The following is a 17937-nucleotide window of genomic DNA, read 5'->3' as shown; positions in this document are numbered from 1 at the left end:
TCCCCTTACTTCGCGTAGTGCATTGACTGTTCTTTTAACGTTTCTACAAAACGTGTACCCGTTCTATATTGATTCGCTCGTAAAATAAAACTCTTCGCTACTTGAAGACAAATTCGCTCCGCTCTAGCACGTGCTTCCTCATTCTCAATACAAGTAATATCTTTTACTTTCGCTAATCCAACAATACGGCGAATTAATTCCAGACCTGTCACTGCAGCCGTATCCTCTAATACAGATTGTAAATATACTTCGCTAAAGCCTTCTTCCTTCGCCATAATCTCGGTCACATGAATATCCCAAGCATCTAAAAACTTCTTCTTAAATAAATCAATTACCTCTACCATCGTAGTTTGTAACCAATCCATATACGTATCTTTCTCCGCTCCAGGTGGCATCGTTGCATCTGCATTCACCCAAGCAAACATTAAATTCGCCATTACATTCCCAACGTCATATCCCATAGGTCCATAAAAAGCAAACTCAGGATCAATAACCTTTGTAGAATCATCTCTTACAAAAACAGAACCAGTATGTAAATCACCATGAAGTAATGCCTGTGCATTCGTCATAAAAGAAAATTTACGTTTCGCTACTTCCATACGAAGCTCTTTATCACTATAAATATGTTCCCTAATCCATCCCTCATTTAACGGAAATAACTCATTACGCTTATTATGATTGGTAAATGGTTCTGAATATACGAGGTCCTCTGTAATCTCACATAATTCAGGATTTATATAATTCTTCACAAGTTCCTTCTTCTCTTTATGATTCATTACAACATCCGATGTTAATAAAAGTGTATTTACCATAAAAGTAGTTAAATCATCCGCAAGCCTCGGAAATATTTGATGATTTATAAGTGCTGTACGTAATATTGTGTGATCCGATAAATCTTCCATTACGCAACAATTCATCACACTATCAAATAAATACACCTTAGGAACAAGTCCGGGTGCTAACTCATCCTCTAACTGCAAAACATCTGATTCTATACGAATACGGTTTGTCGACAACTTAAACTCATCTGAAATGCGAGCTGTATCCCCAGCTTGCTTTACGATGACTGACATGTTCTCTTTTTCATCCCAAACGCGGAACACATAATTTAAATTGCCATCACCTATTTCTTTACACTGTAACTCCTTTGCATGTTCAAACTTAGACAATTTCTCTTTCACATATGCAATCACATCTTTAGCTTCCATTAAAAAATACTTCGTGAACTTAGACATGGTTTCCCCTCCACACTAATTGTAAGCGTTTTCTAAAAGCTATAAAAAATAATAGGTTGAATTTTTTCACCCTATAAATATGTATTCTTCTTTTTGAAAGATATATCTAGGTTTTATTATATCTTGTTAGCACTTTGAGTCAATGTTTCTAACTATCATCTTAATATACTTCCTAATTATATATTTGAGATGACAAAAATTGTTCAAAAAATTTCCGATTCATTTTATTTTATTTATCACAAAATTCTTTGTAAAATAGAAGTAAGCAGTTCCTTTTCAAAACCACAACTTCTAAGAAATATTTCCTTCCTAAAAAATTAAACTTACACACTATCTCTAACATACACACTAAACTTTTCAAACACTCATCTAAAATTTATAGACTTAAAATTACCTTTCTATTCCCTGATAGCCTTAATTGAGAATAAATATTAATTAAATTGGAATAAAGTTGGTTTATTCGCTTGACAAAATAACCAATTCTATATGATAATTAATATCGAATTAGAATTATTATAGTTAATTAAAAAATATATTTTATGAGCACACTATTTTTTGATGCTCAAACCAACATTTAGGAGGAATTTTAACATGTTATTAATCGGCACAGAAGTAAAACCGTTTAAAGCTAATGCTTACCATAATGGAGAATTTATCCAAGTTACTGACGAAAGTTTAAAAGGAAAATGGAGTGTAGTTTGTTTCTACCCAGCTGACTTCACATTCGTTTGCCCAACTGAACTTGAAGACTTACAAAACCAATATGCAACTCTAAAAGACTTAGGCGTTGAAGTATACTCTGTATCTACAGACACTCACTTCACTCACAAAGCATGGCATGATAGCTCAGAAACTATCGGCAAAATCGAGTACATCATGATCGGTGACCCAACTCGAACAATCACTACAAACTTCAACGTTTTAATGGAAGAAGAAGGTCTTGCTGCTCGTGGTACATTCATCATCGATCCAGACGGCGTTATCCAATCTATGGAAATCAATGCTGACGGTATCGGCCGTGACGCAAGCATTCTTGTTAACAAAATTAAAGCTGCTCAATACGTACGTAACAACCCAGGTGAAGTTTGCCCAGCTAAATGGCAAGAGGGTTCTGCAACACTTAAACCAAGCCTTGACCTTGTAGGCAAAATCTAAGGAGTTCGATCAAAATGATACTAGATGCAGATATAAAAACACAACTATCCCAATACCTTCAGTTAATGGAGAACGATATTTTACTTAAAGTAAGCGCAGGAGACGATAACGTATCTAAAGATATGTTAGCTCTAGTAGACGAATTAGCTACTATGTCATCTAAGATTACAGTAGAAAAAGTTGAATTAGAGAGAACACCAAGCTTTAGCGTAAACCGCCCTGGTGAAGACACTGGTGTCGTATTCGCTGGTATTCCATTAGGACACGAATTTACATCATTAGTGTTAGCTTTACTACAAGTAAGTGGACGCGCTCCAAAAGTTGAACAGAAATTAATCGATCAAATTAAAAACATTCAAGGCGAATATCATTTTGAATCTTATATCAGCCTAAGTTGTCATAACTGTCCTGATGTTGTACAAGCTCTTAACGTAATGAGCGTTCTTAACTCTAGTATTACACATACTATGATTGATGGCGCTGCATTCAAAGAGGAAGTAGAAAGCAAAGACATCATGGCAGTACCAACTGTTTACCTAAACGGCGAATCTTTCGGAAGCGGTCGTATGACACTTGAAGAAATTTTAGCTAAAATGGGTAACGGTCCAGATGCATCAGAGCTTTCTGATAAAGATCCATACGATGTTCTTGTTGTTGGTGGCGGCCCTGCTGGTGCAAGTGCAGCAATTTACGCAGCACGTAAAGGCATCCGCACTGGTATCGTTGCTGAGCGCTTCGGTGGTCAAGTAATGGATACTATGGGCATTGAGAACTTCATCAGCGTAAAAAAGACTGAAGGTCCTAAGCTAGTAGCAAGTCTTGAAGAGCACGTAAAAGAATACGATATCGATGTAATGAATCTACAACGTGCGAAACGTTTAGAGAAAAAAGAACTTATTGAAGTGGAACTTGAAAACGGCGCTATTCTGAAAAGTAAGAGCGTAATCGTTTCAACAGGTGCTCGCTGGCGTAACGTTGGCGTACCGGGTGAAGCTGAGTTCAAAAATAAAGGTGTAGCATACTGCCCACACTGTGACGGTCCATTATTCACTGGAAAAGACGTAGCAGTTATCGGCGGAGGTAACTCTGGTATTGAAGCAGCTATCGACTTAGCAGGTATTGTTAAGCACGTAACTGTTCTTGAATTCATGCCAGAATTAAAAGCTGATGCTGTATTACAAGAGCGTCTTAACAGCTTACCAAACGTAACTGTTCTGAAAAACGTTCAAACGAAAGAAATTACTGGTACTGATAAAGTAAACGGTATTTCTTACATCGATCGTGAAACTGAAGAAGTTCATCACGTTGAATTACAAGGTGTATTCGTACAAATCGGTCTTGTGCCAAACACAGACTGGTTAGGCGAAACAGTTGAACGCGCTCGCGGTGAAATCGTAACAGACAAGCACGGCGCTACAAACGTACCAGGAGTGTTTGCTGCAGGTGACTGTACAAATAATCCGTACAAACAAATCATCATCTCTATGGGTTCAGGTGCAAACGCAGCTTTAGGTGCATTTGATTACTTAATTCGTAACTAATAAAAAAACAGGTGCCTTAGCACCTGTTTTTTTTACCTTAATGTATAAACTAAAAACCTCTCATTCCCATTCTTCTCATAAGCACCTGGCAATCTAACTTCTTTCTTCAGCTCAAACGCAGTCTGATTTTCTAAGAAGAAAATATAGTCCTCAGAAGGATAATATAAAATAATATCCACTTCTCTCCCCGTTTCTTCTACCGAAAGCAAAATGTTATTTACTACATTCATAAACACTTGTACAGAAAATGGATTAAAAAAATAAAACCTATTATCATGCGGATCAATCTCATATTCCTGCGCTAAACAACATTGGAACTGGATTTTCCCCTTACTGTTTCGTGTCTTTCGTGCATAACGATCTCGATTATCCATCGCTTCTTTATAAAACTCTTCATTCATTTCAATTCCAACTGCTGATGCACCACATTTATGATGCATATAAAAGTTTAATCTTCCTTTTCCGCACCCAAAGTCTACAATTCGGTCGCTACTTCGTATTTCATATTGATTCAGTAACTCATCTAATCCGCTATAGGGCGTCGGTTCATAGCGGTGATAATGCATAGACTTGTTAAACCCCTTTTGCTCACCGACTGTTTTTATATGTAAAACTGCATCGTAATATTGTTCGTTCATTCGTTTTCTCCTATTAAAAAATGGTACTTATTATTATACACCATGTACTGGAGATTCATTTTTAATCAAATTAATAGGTACGTGAAATTATATTAACGATTTTCTTAATATATCTATCGTAACTTCAAATATATCAACGATTTTTCAAATATATCGATTTACCGACAATCCACGACAAAAAAACAGGAGCTCTCTAGCCCCTGTCTTCTAACACTTTCAATACAGTTTGTTTCAATATTTCTACTCCATCCATAATACAACTATGATCAAACCTCATATACGGATGGTGTAATCCAGGTTGTAGGTCTGCTCCTAGTCCAAGCATGACAGCTTTTAAATGTGGTCTTTTCACTGTGTAATAATGGAAATCATCGCTTCCTGTCGTATAGAGAGGTCCCGTACATCTCTCTTCCCCATACACTTCGATAATACCTTTACGCATAAAGCGCTCTGCTTCTTCGGAAACCTCTGCTCCTGGTGCAAGATCCATCCATTCATATGAAGTTTTCGACCCCATCGATGCAGCTGATTCTATTACATGCTCAATCTTTTCCTTTAATTCTTCTAATAGTATATTACTCTCTGCTCTTACATCTAAACTGAAATGACCATTTCCCGGAATGATATTTAAATTATCGCCACCAGCTTGGCATCTCGTCATTTTTACTGAATAGGAACTTTGCGGTGGCAACCAAATATTTTTCAAACCGATATTAATCATGGAAATGACATCAATTGCATTCACACCTTGGTGTGGTCTCGCCCCGTGTGCATCCTCCCCATGAATCATCCCCTCTAAAAATCCAGCTGCTCCATGGCGAATAGATGAGGCTGCTTGTTTCAAAGATAGTTCTTCAATCGGTCTTAGATGGACACCAAATAAGAAATCAGCATCATCTACAGCACCTTTCTCCACCATCTTCAAAGCACCATTACCCTTCTCTTCTGCCGGCTGAAAAATAAACCTAACCGTACCACTTTTCCATCTCATATTTTTCAATTGTAAAATAACTCCCATTACAATGGTCATATGAGCATCATGACCACATGAATGGTTCGCTTTAAATTCTCCATCTACTTCTTGCCAAAGTGCATCCATATCAGCACGAATCGCAATAACTGGATTCCCGCCTCCAATCTCAGCAATTACACCTGGACAATCATCAAATGTTCTATATGAAATTCCTTCTTCTTTTAAAAAGTCAGTAATATACGCTGTCGTTTCATATTCTTTCCAACTTACTTCAGGGTTTTCGTGTAAATGCTGAAAAATCTCCGTTAAGCGCTCTTGTAGTTCTAATGTTTTCAACGTTCCAGTCTCCTTCCCAAATTATAAACCATCAGGTTAATTATACTTATGAAAAACAGATGTTTTTATGAACATATTGAATTTTAAGAAAAAAGTCAATTATTTATTTTTAGATACTTCAAAAGCTTACTACGCATCTATATTACAAACTAAACAAACAACTATAACATTCATTATTTTCTGATTTTTATATTGACGCTTACATAAACTTTTAGTTATCATAACCTAATAAACGTCTATTTTACGACAATTCTAAAAATACAAACAAACATACGTAACAAGGAGGAACTTTATGAAAAAAGAAATACCTTTTGGAATAGCGATTATCCCTATTATCATTACCGTTGCAGTTATGATGGTTACAATTGTTGTATTAAAACAAAGCCCTCACGTTCCACTTATTATCGGTACAACCGTTGCTTCTATTGTCGCTTGGCGTTACGGTTACAAATGGAATGATCTTGAAGAAGCAATGTATAAAGGGATTCGTCTTGCATTACCCGCTATCGTCATTATTATTCTTGTTGGCTTAACAATTGGTGCTTGGATTGGCGGTGGAATTGTCGCAACGATGATTTATTACGGTTTAAAACTTTTAACTCCATCACTATTTTTAGTTTCCATTACTGTCATTTGTTCTATCGTTGCATTAGCGATTGGTAGCTCTTGGTCTACAATGGGTACAATTGGTGTTGCTGGAATGGGAATTGGCCTAAGTATGGGAATTCCAGCTCCAATGGTTGCTGGTGCCATTATTTCAGGCTCTTATTTTGGCGATAAAATGTCACCGCTTTCAGATACAACTAACTTAGCCGCAGGATTAACAAATACAGATTTATTCGCACACATTCGTCATATGTTATTTACTACAGTTCCCGGTTTAATTATTACTCTTATCGTATACGCGGTCTTAGGAAGAAGCTTCGGCGCTAACAATATTGATGCGAAGAGCATCGATCAAACGTTACAAGTATTGCAACAAAACTTTGTTATCTCACCTTTCCTACTCATTATACCCGTAGCCGTTATGGTATTGGTCGCTAAAAAGGTTCCTGCCATACCAGCCATTCTCGTCGGTATTATTTTAGGATTCTTATCACAAGTCTTTATTCAAGGTGGTTCTGTCTCAGCATCTGTCGGTGCACTCCAAGCTGGATTTGTTATAGACACTGGAAACAAGCTAGTAGACGAACTATTTAACCGCGGTGGCTTAGATTCGATGATGAATACAGTCTCTATGACAATTGTCGCTATGACTTTCGGAGGAGTATTAGAACATACAGGTATTCTTCGCTCAATTGTAAATCAAATTTTAAAGTTAGCGAAATCAGCAAAAGGGCTTATCGCTTCTACTATCGCATCTTGTTTTGCAACAAACCTTACTTGCTCTGAACAATATATTTCAATTGTTGTCCCTTCAAGAATGTACGCAAATGCATACACAGAAAAAGGACTACATTCAAAAAACTTATCCAGAGCATTAGAAGATGGCGGAACATTAACTTCTGTCTTCGTTCCTTGGAATACGTGCGGTGTATTTATTCTCGCTACACTTGGCGTAGGTGCATTTGAATATGCTCCTTATGCTATTTTGAATTTCATCGTACCTATTATCTCAATCATTTATGGTATAACAGGTTTCACAATTGTAAAACTATCAGACATTGAAAAAGCAGAACTGCTAAAGAAACAAAAAGCTCAACTAGAAGCTTAAAAATAGCGGTAAATTCAGTTCATATAGTGCGCGAGGTCGCCCTTGTTGATAGGGCATTTCCTCGCCGCAAATATGAGCATACCCGTAATCAACTAATTTCTTTAACAACCTTTCTGTCGATCTTCGAGTCACTTGTAAGTACTCAGAAAGGTCAGCTGCTGTAAATTTCAATGACGGATGCGATTGACTAAATTGAATAATTTTTGACAAGTTGGCCGGACTAAGCTTCGTTTCCTTCGCTATTTTCATTAGTTCCGGATTATCATTTTTCAAACTTTGTACTCTCTGTTCTTTCGGGAATGGACCAAACAAATCTTTATCACTTGTTAGTATATAAAAACAACGATCTATTGGATTATTCTTTGCAAAACTTTGAGCAATTTTTGCATTTTGCTCCGCTTCTTTCACGGTTTTTCCATAACCAAATCCAATAGCTATCGTTCCTTCTACACTCGCAAACAAGTTATCTATCGCATTTGTTTTAATAATTGATTCGATATCACCACGAGTTGTATACAAAATGCATGTCATTTCATCCACTTGTTTAAATGAACCACGTAGTTCTTTTGAAATGACATCTAGTTTTTCAAGCAAACTCGTTCGTAATTCTAAGGACGAAATAATACAAGTACCAACAGTAGCTGAATAGCTTTTTGCTAACTCAGCTTTTATTTTTGCATCTTTTAGCCCATGTATAATGGATTGTGTTGGATCAATCATACGCTCTGAAGGAACACCCATTTTTTGAAGCTCGTCGTAAACAGCGTGAATACTAGTTAAAGCTAAATGAGCTTCTCCAGATTGATATTTAGCTACATGAAAATCGATAACTCTATTTATTTCATCTTTACTCCACAGCATATTTTCATAATCCAACACTTGCGGACTTTCTTTTATACCGATATCATGGAACACATTTGTAATAAACGAGCGGTCTACTAAATCGATGGAAATGTTATGTGGTTGAATACTTTGATGATACATGATAGAAAGAATGGAAGATGCGACAGTTGTCTCGTCTTGCTGTAAGTATGTACTTGGAATTCGTAATTGTTCTCTTACTTCTTTTGCCATATAATAAGGTAAAGCACCTGAGAAAAAGATGACATCACAAGGCTTTAGACACTTTAATAGTTCAGAAGATTCTGCCGGATGAAGGTAAATATAGGAATCAATTTCTATTCCTTCTAATTTTTGAGCAATAGGAAAAAGGTTATCCATAAACTCCTTTGAACCGACAACTGCAATTTTTATCATCATTTTCTCTAACTCCTTATCATTAATTAACGACTATTTAACGTCAACTATATCAAATGTATAAAACTATTGTAAAACAGGAAGGAGTTTCTATTCAATGAAAATTACAGCTATTCATCTTTACGCAATTCGTTTACCGCTTCGCAGTCCGTTTGTTATTAGTTATGGCTCTTATTCTGATATGCCCTCTATTATCGTCAAAATGGAAACAGATGAAGGTATTATCGGTTACGGTGAAGGCGTTGCTGATGATCACGTCACAGGTGAATCATGGGAAAGTACTTTCCATACTTTAAAACATACGCTAACCCCTGCTCTAATCGGGAAAAATCCAATGAATATCGAAAAAATACACGACATGATGGACAATACAATTTACGGTGTTCCAACAGCGAAAGCCGCAATTGATATTGCTTGTTTTGATATAATGGGCAAAAAACTAAATCAACCTGTATATCAATTAATTGGTGGGCGCTATCATGAAGAATTCCCTGTCACTCACGTTTTAAGTATTGCCGATCCTGAAGATATGGCTGAAGAAGCTGCTTCTATGATTCAAAAAGGTTACCAATCTTTCAAAATGAAAGTTGGTACGAATGTAAAAGAAGATGTGAAACGTATTGAAGCTGTACGAGAACGTGTAGGAAATGACATCGCTATTCGCATTGATGTAAACCAAGGCTGGAAAAATAGCGCGAACACATTAACAGCACTGCGTTCATTAGGACATTTAAACATTGACTGGATTGAACAACCTGTTATCGCGGACGATATTGATGCCATGGCTCATATTCGTTCTAAAACAGATCTCCCGCTTATGATTGATGAAGGACTAAAAAGTTCTCGTGAAATGCGCCAAATTATTAAATTAGAAGCTGCCGATAAAGTGAATATAAAACTAATGAAATGCGGCGGCATATATCCAGCTGTAAAGCTCGCTCATCAAGCTGAAATGGCCGGCATTGAATGCCAAGTGGGATCAATGGTCGAATCCTCTGTTGCCTCTTCCGCAGGATTCCATGTCGCTTTCTCAAAGAAAATCATTACGAGCGTAGAGCTAACAGGACCATTAAAATTCACGAAAGACATTGGAAACTTACATTACGATGTACCATTCATTCGCTTAAACGAAAAGCCGGGACTCGGCATTGAAATAAACGAAGATACACTACAAGAACTAACCGTCTTTCAAGACGTTGTACGCTAAAGGAGGACTATCATATGACGGTTCTATACGAAGGAACATTAAAACAAAATAACGAATCATTTCACGTTACATTACTATCACTAGAGCACATCGAACAAATTTTATCACTACAAAACATTGTAGTTGAAGCACTAGAAGATAAAAGTCGTTTACAACCACTCTCACAAGAAGAATTTCAATACATTCTAAAAGGAAACGGCATGATGATCGGTGCTTTTATCGAAAACGAACTCATCGCATTTCGCGCTCTACTCGTCCCGCCTATCGATGATGAACATTTAGGGCTTGATATTGGTTTGCCAGAAAGTGAACTACACCGCGTCATCTATCAAGAAATCTCAAACGTTCATCCGAACTGCCGAGGAAATGGTATGCAAAAAATATTAGCAAACGTCATCATGGACGAATTGCAAAAAGAAGATAGCAAATATGATTATGTATGCTGCACCGTTGCTCCTTTTAACATCCCGAGTTTGAAGGATAAATTTGCGCAAGGGATGGAGATTGCTGTGTTGAAGGAAAAATATGGTGATAGTCTGCGGTATGTTTTTGTGAAGAAATTGCGCGGAGATAATGAAAGAGATTGGACGGATGTTCAAAGTATTCTAATGAGTGATGCTAGTGGACAGCAGACTTTGCTTTCGGAGGGGTATCGTGGGTATGAGATGGAGAAAACAGCAGATACTTTCATTGTGAAGTTTGGGCGATAATCTATATACTCGAAAAGAGGAGATGTCTGCTGTGACCTCTTCTCTTTTCGATTTGTTGAACAATCCTGTAGTAAATGAAATTATATCAACGATTTTTCGAATATATCTATCATAACTTACAATATATCAACGATTTTTCGAATATATCTATCAAAACTCACAATATATCAACGATTTTTAAAATATATCTATCATAACTTACAATATATCAACGATTTTTCGAATATATCTATCAAAACTCACAATATATCAACGATTTTTAAAATATATCTATCAAAACTCACAATATATCAACGATTTTTAAAATATATCTATCAAAACTTACAATATATCAACGATTCGACAAGAAATATCGATTTACCGACAAAAATTGATATCCCTTCCTAAACCGTCATCTTCCAACTAGATAAAGCTAACCAGTTCTCCATTTCCTTATAATCAGGCATTATCTTCCCGACAAGACGCCAAAAAGAGCGATCATGATTTAAATGAACCATATGACACATTTCATGAACGACTACATAGTCAATTACTCGCTGTGGTGCCATTGCTAGCTTCCAATTGAATGTTAGTTGTAAATTCGAATCGCAAGTACCCCAAGTACGACTACTATCTGTAATACGAATAGAACGTGGTTTTGTTTTGAAATTACTTTGATGCGCTTTAATACTCTTCTCTACTAAAGATTTACACTGCTTATAGTAAAATCGTTTTAAAGCTTGCTGTATTTTCTCATCCTTTAGCTCTTTTACATAAATATGTAACTTATCCCCTTCAAAAATCGCATTGTCTTGCTCAATACTTGCATCTTGGGAAATCTGTATCGGATACGTATTCCCTAAATACAAAAAGCCTTCTCCTTGATCGTAATCCTTTTCCTGTGGTCCACGCGCTCGCTCAGCCATCTCCTTACGGGTTGTCTGAATCCAATCCCACTTTTCCTCTAGCAACTGGACTAAGTATTCAACAGGCGTCCCTTTCGGAGCCTGCACTTCCACATTTCCATACGAATCCACAAAAAGACGCACGGACTTTTTCTTCTTATAAGTTATATGAAAATTAATTGTCTCACCTAAATATGTATGTACCATTTCATCACCTAGCATAGTATTTTTACAAATAAAAAAGAGTAGGATACGAACGTCCTACTCTACCTATTATATCATTTACTGCTTTAACGAACTCATTATCCTCTATACTTTACACCTAATCCCTTAATGAAATTCCTTGCGTATCTATCGCCGCACTCTTTGTAATTTTTATGACCTTTTTTTCTTAATAGAGCACCTAACTCTCCTTTTGTTACCGTAACGCCTACGCAATCTAATATATCAAGTACATCCTCACTCGTTAAAGATAGTGCAATTTTCATTTTCTTTAGAAGAAGGTTATTGGCACTCTCCTTACTCTGTACAGGTGCAGGCTGCCCTGGTTTCGGATCTTGCTTTCCTCTTTTTAAAGTAATAAATCCATTGAAAAATGCCTCTAACATCATCATATCGCATGTTTTTACGTACTCATCTTCGATTACATCCGCATCTTCGGCTTCATGCTGAGGAGCTCTCTTTATTTTTGTAAGCATATCAACTACGTCTTCTTTCGTTACTTCCATCCCGCCGAGTTTAAAGATTTCCACCATATCTATATCTCTTATATCTAAAGCGTATCGTACTCTTTTTAATATATCGTTGTTGCTCATTGCCATTGGGTTTCCTCCTGAAATGTTGATTATTTATTCAGCAGTTAAAGTTTATCCTATAACGTGCTTTAAATTATCATGTTTAAATCTAACCTTTTAGTTATTGTCCGCTAAATTAATACTTTAACATTTTAAAGATATGTTTTATAGTCTTACCCGAACTTTTCTCTATCATTGTATCTACAGAGCTCTTACGTGTTTTTTATATGCCTTTAAAAAGATTTCTCTCTTAACATTAACTAAAAGAAAAAAACAGTGCTTTGATTTCTCAAATACACTGTTCTTTTCCAGCTCTACGCTTATTTTCAACTCACTCATGTCATACACTACATATGAAATGATTTAACTGCTTAAAAGTTAAACCGTCTCACTATCCTGAGCAACACCAACACTATCCTCAAACTTATCCAACAAAGCACGCACCTCATTGGTCGATTTCGTACTCATCAATTGATTTCTCAATTCCGCAGCTCCTGGGAAGCCCTTCACATAAATTTTGAAGAAGCGGTGAAGTCCTGTGATTGAGCGTGGCAGTACTTCTGCATATTGATCTTGAAGATCAAGTTGTAGTCTTAAAAGATCTAGATGTTCTTTACTGCTATGCTCTCTTGGCTCTTTTTCAAACGCAAATGGATTTTTGAAGATGCCTCGCCCGATCATTACGCCATCAATGCCGTATTTTTCAGCAAGTTCCAGTCCCATTTTACGATCAAGGATGTCTCCATTGATTGTTATTAACGTATTTGGTGCGATACGGTCACGTAATTTTTTAATTTCCGGAATTAGTTCCCAATGCGCATCTACTTGGCTCATTTCTTCTCTTGTGCGTAAATGAATAGAAAGGTTCGCAATATCTTGTTTGAAAATGTGCGTTAACCAATCTTCCCACTCGCTTAACTCTTTAAAGCCAAGTCTTGTTTTTACGCTGACAGGTAGTCCGCCTGCTTTTGCAGCTTGAATAAGTTCTGCTGCAACGTCTGGACGTAGAATAAGACCACTACCTTTTCCTCTTGATGCTACATTCGGTACAGGGCAGCCCATATTAATATCAATGCCTTTAAATCCTAACTCTGCCATACCAATACTCATTTGACGGAAATATTCAGGATTATCTCCCCAAATATGTGCCACCATTGGCTGTTCATCTTCTGTAAAAATTAAACGACCACGTACACTTTTCATACCTTCTGGATGACAATAGCTATCTGAGTTTGTGAACTCTGTAAAGAATACATCTGGACGACCAGCCTCACTTACTACGTGACGGAAAACAACGTCTGTCACATCTTCCATTGGTGCAAGTACGAAAAATGGTCGTGGTAATTCACGCCAAAAATTATCTATCATTTCAAATTCAAATCCTCTCACTATGAATACAATTTCAAAATCTCAATTTATAATTTGTGAAAATCAGCAATATTTATTTTAACTAAAATCGCTTATGAATGGTATTTTTGTAAACCAAAAAGCAGATGATATAGATTTTCCTATATCAACTGCTTTCCTATTATACTAACTTAAGCCAAGCCACACACTCCACATGAGTCGTATAAAGTATATCATATCTTTTGGTGTACCCTATACTACTATAGTGCATTCTTCTGCAAAGAAAATAAATCCAAATTTCTTCTTTTTATTTTGAATAAATTTAATTTATTTTAAGTGTGTGGTCATTTTTGTGGGCAGTGGTCAAACGGAGCATTCGGTTTACATGTACTCTCTAAACAATATTGATTAATTAAAAAATCCCCTTCTGCATATCGGTGCGAAAGGGGATTTTTTAATTAATCTATTCGTTCTACAGATACTGGTTCATAGATAAATAAGAAACGGTTTATATTTACACTAACATTTATAAATCTAGAATTCAAGATATAATTACCTACTTATAGAATCAGATGATATTTTTTATTTTTAAAACTATCCTTTTGTAAGAAATAACCCCACATACAAATAGGTTTCATTTGCTGTTTATCCTTATAAAAAATGATAAATTTATATTGCCATATTACGCCTAATGATACATAGTTAAATTAATAGCGCATTTAGTTACTTATTAAGGGGGGGGCTATTGAATGTTTTTAAGTGATAAAGACCTAATGTTCCTTGCAGAAAATACCGACTTAATTAAACCCTACATCCCAGAAAATTGCGAAGGTGCAACTATCAATTTAACTTTAAATAATCATGTAAAAATCTATGAGTCACAAGATCCTATAATATTAGGTGCTGAAGTTCCTATAGAATTTTATAAAGAAGTTGATATTAGAACTGAGGAATTCTATTTGAAACCCAACCAATCCATATTAGTCCAAACAAATGAATATTTTAAAATTCCTACAAATATGGCGGCTCAAATTTTAGAACGGTACAGTGTCAAATTGCTTGGTTTTATGATTAGTCCAGCTAGTTACATGAATCCAGGATATGAAGGAAGGTTAAGTTTTTTAGCTATAAATCATTCCTCAGTTCCTATACGATTAACACCTGGAATTAAATTTTGTCAATTAGCACTAATCAAGTTAACTTCTGAAGCTCTAAAACCTTATAATAAACAAAGTAACACTGTTTATTATCAATCTGAAAGTGTAAATACATCTAAATTGCACCTTGACAGTGAAATTCAAAGTTTTCTTACAGACAGAGGAGTAAGTAATGTATCTCTTGAAACTGCTAAAGAACTTGGGGATCACTTAATGTCTCATATAAATGAAGCGGCTAAAGAAATAGCTGACATGTTACGTAAGGAGTATAATAGTTTAAACAATGAATAACTTGAGAGCTATTGTACAAAGGCATGTGGAAGAAGAAACCTTGCGCCAATATTTAGATGTAAATTACTCGACTACTCCAGCTGAAGAAAAATTAAGAATTCTAGACTTTGCAAGAGAAATGATTGAATCTAAAGTGCAACAAATTTTGGATGTTTTTCTAACAGAAGTCACTCAAAATTCTCCTGAACGAAAAAAAGCCAAGAAGCTACATATTTTCACCGCTATTTTAACAATCATAGCAAGCACAGGACTTGCTCATGCTGTTAATTTAGAAAACTTGGGGTATATTACCGTATGTGCACTTGTCCTTTTAGCTGTACAATTATATCCATTTTTCAAGGATTAACAGGAGGATCATCATGAGAACATTCAAACACTTTAAAGGTGCTATTTACAAAATGATATGCACAGCACAGCACTCAGAAACAAATGAAACACTTGTCATATATAAAAATGAGTCTGGTGCTATTTTTGCAAGACCTTATGAGATGTTTTTCGAAACAATTGAACGTGATGGAAAGATAATTCAACGATTTACAGAAATAGAGACAAAAGACGATTCTAAATAGGAATCGTCTTTTGTTCTTCTCCCTTTTATTTACTTCACATACACATAGGCTTCATTTGCAGTTACGTAATATGTTTTACCTTTACTGTTGTGTACTTTATATTGTGGTGAACCATTTACATTTACTTTCGCATCAATTGTGAATCCTAATCCTGCATCTACAGAACCAGCCACATCTTTATCCTGCCAAGATGGAGCATCATAGAAACTTAGATTATTAACTTTAGATACAACGCGATTACCTACAATAGAAGAATCCACTGTACTTTTCTTATTAAACTTCACATAAGATGAATCGTTCTTAATCCACTGATCTCCACCAAGATTTAACCAACCATCCTTTTCAGCCCACACAATATAAGATTCTGGTTTGTTTAGTTGGCGAATCTTAGAATAGCTTGTACCTGGTCCTTTACGTAAGTTAACGTTGTAACCTTCAATATAGGCGATACCGTCTGTTACTGCTGTCGGTACTTCTTCTGGTTTAGATGGTTTTTCAGGGACAGAAACATCCACACTAGAATTATTATATGCTCGTTGTACATCTGCTCTAAATTGAGCTTCTGAAACACCATGAGACTTTAAGTAATCAATTGGATCTTCATGATCTGTTCCGCCAAGGTGATGAGTTACATCGCTATGTGTCCACAATCCTTTTTCTACAGATAACCCACGATCACGCAAGATTTTAGCTAGTAACTTAACGTATTTGTCATAACTGCGTTTGAATTTTGTATAGTCCGCTGTTTCGCATAACTCTACATGTACAAATCGTTTATTAGCAGCAGGACCGCCACCATAAGCAATGTATTTTGTATCAGCAATTTGGATTGTTTCGTCCCAATCGACTGCATAGTGAACAAATGCATTTTTCCATGTTCGAGATTCGTATTTTTGAATGTTAATAGCTGGAGCTTCTGGAGTTGCTGTAGAATGTGCTACAACGCCCTCATAAGCGCCTACACCATAACGGTATGGTTGTTTCGGTAAATCAGGAATGATAAGTGTTCGATCAGCAAAAGCACTTGTAGCAAAAGAAACAGCAAGTACTAGAATCATAAGTAACGAGGTAATATGTTTCATTGTCTTTTTCATTTAGCATCAACATCCTTTTTTATAATTTTTGTGTGGTCAAATAATCCACTTGCTGACAGTCCAATGATGATTCCTTGAAATACATTTGTTTTGATATCTCCGCCCATAAATAAAACGCCTAGCATAATGCCAAGCGTTAAATTGAGTAACGGAACATATTTTGTTTGTAATCCAATTGTTTTTCCAATCTGTGAAAGACCTACTACAATTCCAATCATCACAGTAATTTCAAACATTACATACCACCTCCTTTCAAGAAGAAAGTGAGAGCTGCTCCAACAATTCCACCAACAATAAGTCGTAAAATCCAGGTAGTATTGGCGCTGATTTTATCTAACTGCTTGTTGATATTATCAATATCCTTCTCGTTACCTGTTGTTCGTATTTCTAACCCTTTAATCTCTAAACGAATGTCCTTGATCTCTTGTTTGATTTCTTGAACATCGTTTCTTACATCTTGTAACCCTTCCATTTTGACCACCTCATTTCAAAATAAAAAGAGAGACTCTTGTCCCTCTTTCATAAGTGCATTTAAACAAACCGTCTAAATACCGCCTTTTAATATTAATCCTAGAACTGCCATCACTATTGCACTGATCACAATTCTTAAGATCCAAGTTGTATTTGTACTGATTTTTTCTAATTGTTTATTAATTGTTGAAATGTCTTTTTCATTAATGGTTGTACGAGTTTCTAAATTACGAATATCTCGCATAATTTCTTTTTGTTCTGATTTAAGTCTATCAATCTTTGTATATACATCTTCCATATATTCACATCCATCTAGAATCTATATAAAGCAGTCTCTATATACTATGAGACAACCCTTCTCACTGTGAATATACGAAAGCCATTTTTTATCAAAGCCGTATTTTGTACAAAATAAAAAACAGCTTATGGCTGCTCCTGCTCTGTTTGTGTGTTATTTTCATTAGTCGGTGTTGGCGGTTCTTGAGATGGATAATTCCCTGTCAGTGATGTATAACACTCTAAACAAATATTCTTTTTCGCAAATCCCATATCTAGTGGGTACAA

General features: G+C 35.9%; 19 protein-coding genes. 8 read left to right on the top strand and 11 right to left on the bottom strand.

Annotated features, from left to right (window positions below; genetic code table 11):
- Positions 1-5 precede the first annotated feature (5 nt).
- Complete coding sequence (gene mtnK / locus ACLBXA_RS23395) at positions 6-1235, bottom strand: S-methyl-5-thioribose kinase (RefSeq protein ID WP_000033215.1); 1230 nt, start codon at positions 1233-1235, stop codon at positions 6-8.
- A 591-nt stretch (positions 1236-1826) separates the two neighbouring features.
- On the opposite strand from mtnK, the gene ahpC reads away from it, so the two are divergent.
- Together ahpC and ahpF are read left to right on the top strand one after the other, a co-directional pair.
- Positions 1827-2390 (top strand): alkyl hydroperoxide reductase subunit C, encoded by a 564-nt coding sequence (gene ahpC, locus ACLBXA_RS23390; protein ID WP_000924420.1) that lies wholly within the window; start codon positions 1827-1829, stop codon positions 2388-2390.
- Positions 2391-2404: 14 nt separating this feature from the next.
- Complete coding sequence (gene ahpF, locus ACLBXA_RS23385) at positions 2405-3931, top strand: alkyl hydroperoxide reductase subunit F (protein WP_000599506.1); 1527 nt, start codon at positions 2405-2407, stop codon at positions 3929-3931.
- Between the two features lie 32 nt (positions 3932-3963).
- On the opposite strand, the gene ACLBXA_RS23380 is transcribed toward ahpF, so the two are convergent.
- A complete protein-coding gene (locus ACLBXA_RS23380; protein WP_001005634.1) occupies positions 3964-4569 on the bottom strand; it encodes an SAM-dependent methyltransferase in 606 nt (201 codons plus the stop codon).
- A gap of 193 nt (positions 4570-4762) precedes the next feature.
- On the bottom strand, positions 4763-5878 hold the full coding sequence (locus tag ACLBXA_RS23375) for a M20 peptidase aminoacylase family protein (protein WP_000853508.1): 1116 nt from the start codon (positions 5876-5878) through the stop codon (positions 4763-4765).
- 292 nt (positions 5879-6170) lie between these two features.
- Here ACLBXA_RS23375 and nhaC point away from each other — a divergent pair, with 292 nt between their 5' ends.
- The gene (gene nhaC / locus ACLBXA_RS23370; RefSeq protein WP_000711513.1) at positions 6171-7592 is read left to right on the top strand and encodes a Na+/H+ antiporter NhaC; all 1422 of its coding nucleotides are present in this window, start codon (positions 6171-6173) and stop codon (positions 7590-7592) included.
- Here the strand turns inward: nhaC and ACLBXA_RS23365 are convergent.
- Positions 7581-8852: a hypothetical protein gene (locus tag ACLBXA_RS23365; RefSeq protein ID WP_000972801.1), complete on the bottom strand. Its 1272-nt coding sequence runs from the start codon at positions 8850-8852 to the stop codon at positions 7581-7583. The two genes, nhaC and ACLBXA_RS23365, sit on opposite strands and share 12 nt — an antisense overlap.
- 94 nt (positions 8853-8946) lie before the next feature.
- Here ACLBXA_RS23365 and ACLBXA_RS23360 point away from each other — a divergent pair, with 94 nt between their 5' ends.
- Together ACLBXA_RS23360 and ACLBXA_RS23355 are read left to right on the top strand one after the other, a co-directional pair.
- A complete protein-coding gene (locus ACLBXA_RS23360; protein WP_000704500.1) occupies positions 8947-10056 on the top strand; it encodes a mandelate racemase/muconate lactonizing enzyme family protein in 1110 nt (369 codons plus the stop codon).
- Between the two features lie 14 nt (positions 10057-10070).
- Positions 10071-10766, top strand: a complete 696-nt coding sequence (locus tag ACLBXA_RS23355; protein WP_326266209.1) for a GNAT family N-acetyltransferase — start codon at positions 10071-10073, stop codon at positions 10764-10766.
- A 383-nt stretch (positions 10767-11149) separates the two neighbouring features.
- Here the strand turns inward: ACLBXA_RS23355 and ACLBXA_RS23350 are convergent, their stop codons facing one another.
- The 3 genes from ACLBXA_RS23350 to ACLBXA_RS23340 all read right to left on the bottom strand — a co-directional run bounded on the left by ACLBXA_RS23350 (position 11150) and on the right by ACLBXA_RS23340 (position 13812).
- Positions 11150-11857, bottom strand: a complete 708-nt coding sequence (locus ACLBXA_RS23350; protein ID WP_000233759.1) for a M48 family metallopeptidase — start codon at positions 11855-11857, stop codon at positions 11150-11152.
- Positions 11858-11952: 95 nt separating this feature from the next.
- Positions 11953-12471, bottom strand: coding sequence for a DUF1456 family protein (locus ACLBXA_RS23345; protein WP_447617552.1), 519 nt, complete (start codon positions 12469-12471; stop codon positions 11953-11955).
- A 351-nt stretch (positions 12472-12822) separates the two neighbouring features.
- Entirely contained in the window at positions 12823-13812 is a 990-nt protein-coding gene (locus tag ACLBXA_RS23340; RefSeq protein WP_000566714.1) for a tRNA dihydrouridine synthase, read from the bottom strand.
- 728 nt (positions 13813-14540) lie between these two features.
- Between ACLBXA_RS23340 and dcd the strand changes: the two genes are divergently transcribed.
- Genes dcd through ACLBXA_RS23325 form a run of 3 tightly spaced genes read left to right on the top strand, consistent with a single transcriptional unit; the run spans position 14541 to position 15808 of the window.
- Entirely contained in the window at positions 14541-15239 is a 699-nt protein-coding gene (gene dcd / locus ACLBXA_RS23335; protein WP_447617551.1) for a dCTP deaminase, read from the top strand.
- Positions 15232-15585: a hypothetical protein gene (locus ACLBXA_RS23330; protein WP_320483644.1), complete on the top strand. Its 354-nt coding sequence runs from the start codon at positions 15232-15234 to the stop codon at positions 15583-15585. The genes dcd and ACLBXA_RS23330 overlap by 8 nt, the downstream gene beginning before the upstream one ends.
- Positions 15586-15598: 13 nt before the next feature.
- Positions 15599-15808, top strand: coding sequence for a DUF1653 domain-containing protein (locus ACLBXA_RS23325; protein WP_447617550.1), 210 nt, complete (start codon positions 15599-15601; stop codon positions 15806-15808).
- Positions 15809-15837: 29 nt separating this feature from the next.
- Here ACLBXA_RS23325 and ACLBXA_RS23320 read toward each other — a convergent pair whose 3' ends face one another.
- The 4 genes from ACLBXA_RS23320 to ACLBXA_RS23305 all read right to left on the bottom strand — a co-directional run bounded on the left by ACLBXA_RS23320 (position 15838) and on the right by ACLBXA_RS23305 (position 17671).
- Positions 15838-16902 (bottom strand): N-acetylmuramoyl-L-alanine amidase, encoded by a 1065-nt coding sequence (locus tag ACLBXA_RS23320; RefSeq protein ID WP_447617549.1) that lies wholly within the window; start codon positions 16900-16902, stop codon positions 15838-15840.
- Positions 16899-17138 (bottom strand): hypothetical protein, encoded by a 240-nt coding sequence (locus ACLBXA_RS23315; protein WP_000461722.1) that lies wholly within the window; start codon positions 17136-17138, stop codon positions 16899-16901. The genes ACLBXA_RS23320 and ACLBXA_RS23315 overlap by 4 nt, the downstream gene beginning before the upstream one ends.
- A complete protein-coding gene (locus ACLBXA_RS23310; protein ID WP_000398730.1) occupies positions 17138-17374 on the bottom strand; it encodes a hemolysin XhlA family protein in 237 nt (78 codons plus the stop codon). Before ACLBXA_RS23310 ends, ACLBXA_RS23315 begins: the two co-directional genes overlap by 1 nt.
- A gap of 72 nt (positions 17375-17446) precedes the next feature.
- Complete coding sequence (locus tag ACLBXA_RS23305) at positions 17447-17671, bottom strand: hemolysin XhlA family protein (RefSeq protein WP_000390475.1); 225 nt, start codon at positions 17669-17671, stop codon at positions 17447-17449.
- Between the last annotated feature and the right edge of the window lie 266 nt (positions 17672-17937).

This window comes from Bacillus sp. D48C, assembly GCF_053345735.1.
The sequence above is the reverse complement of the archived record's forward strand: the minus strand, read 5'-3'. Positions and strand labels throughout refer to the sequence as shown.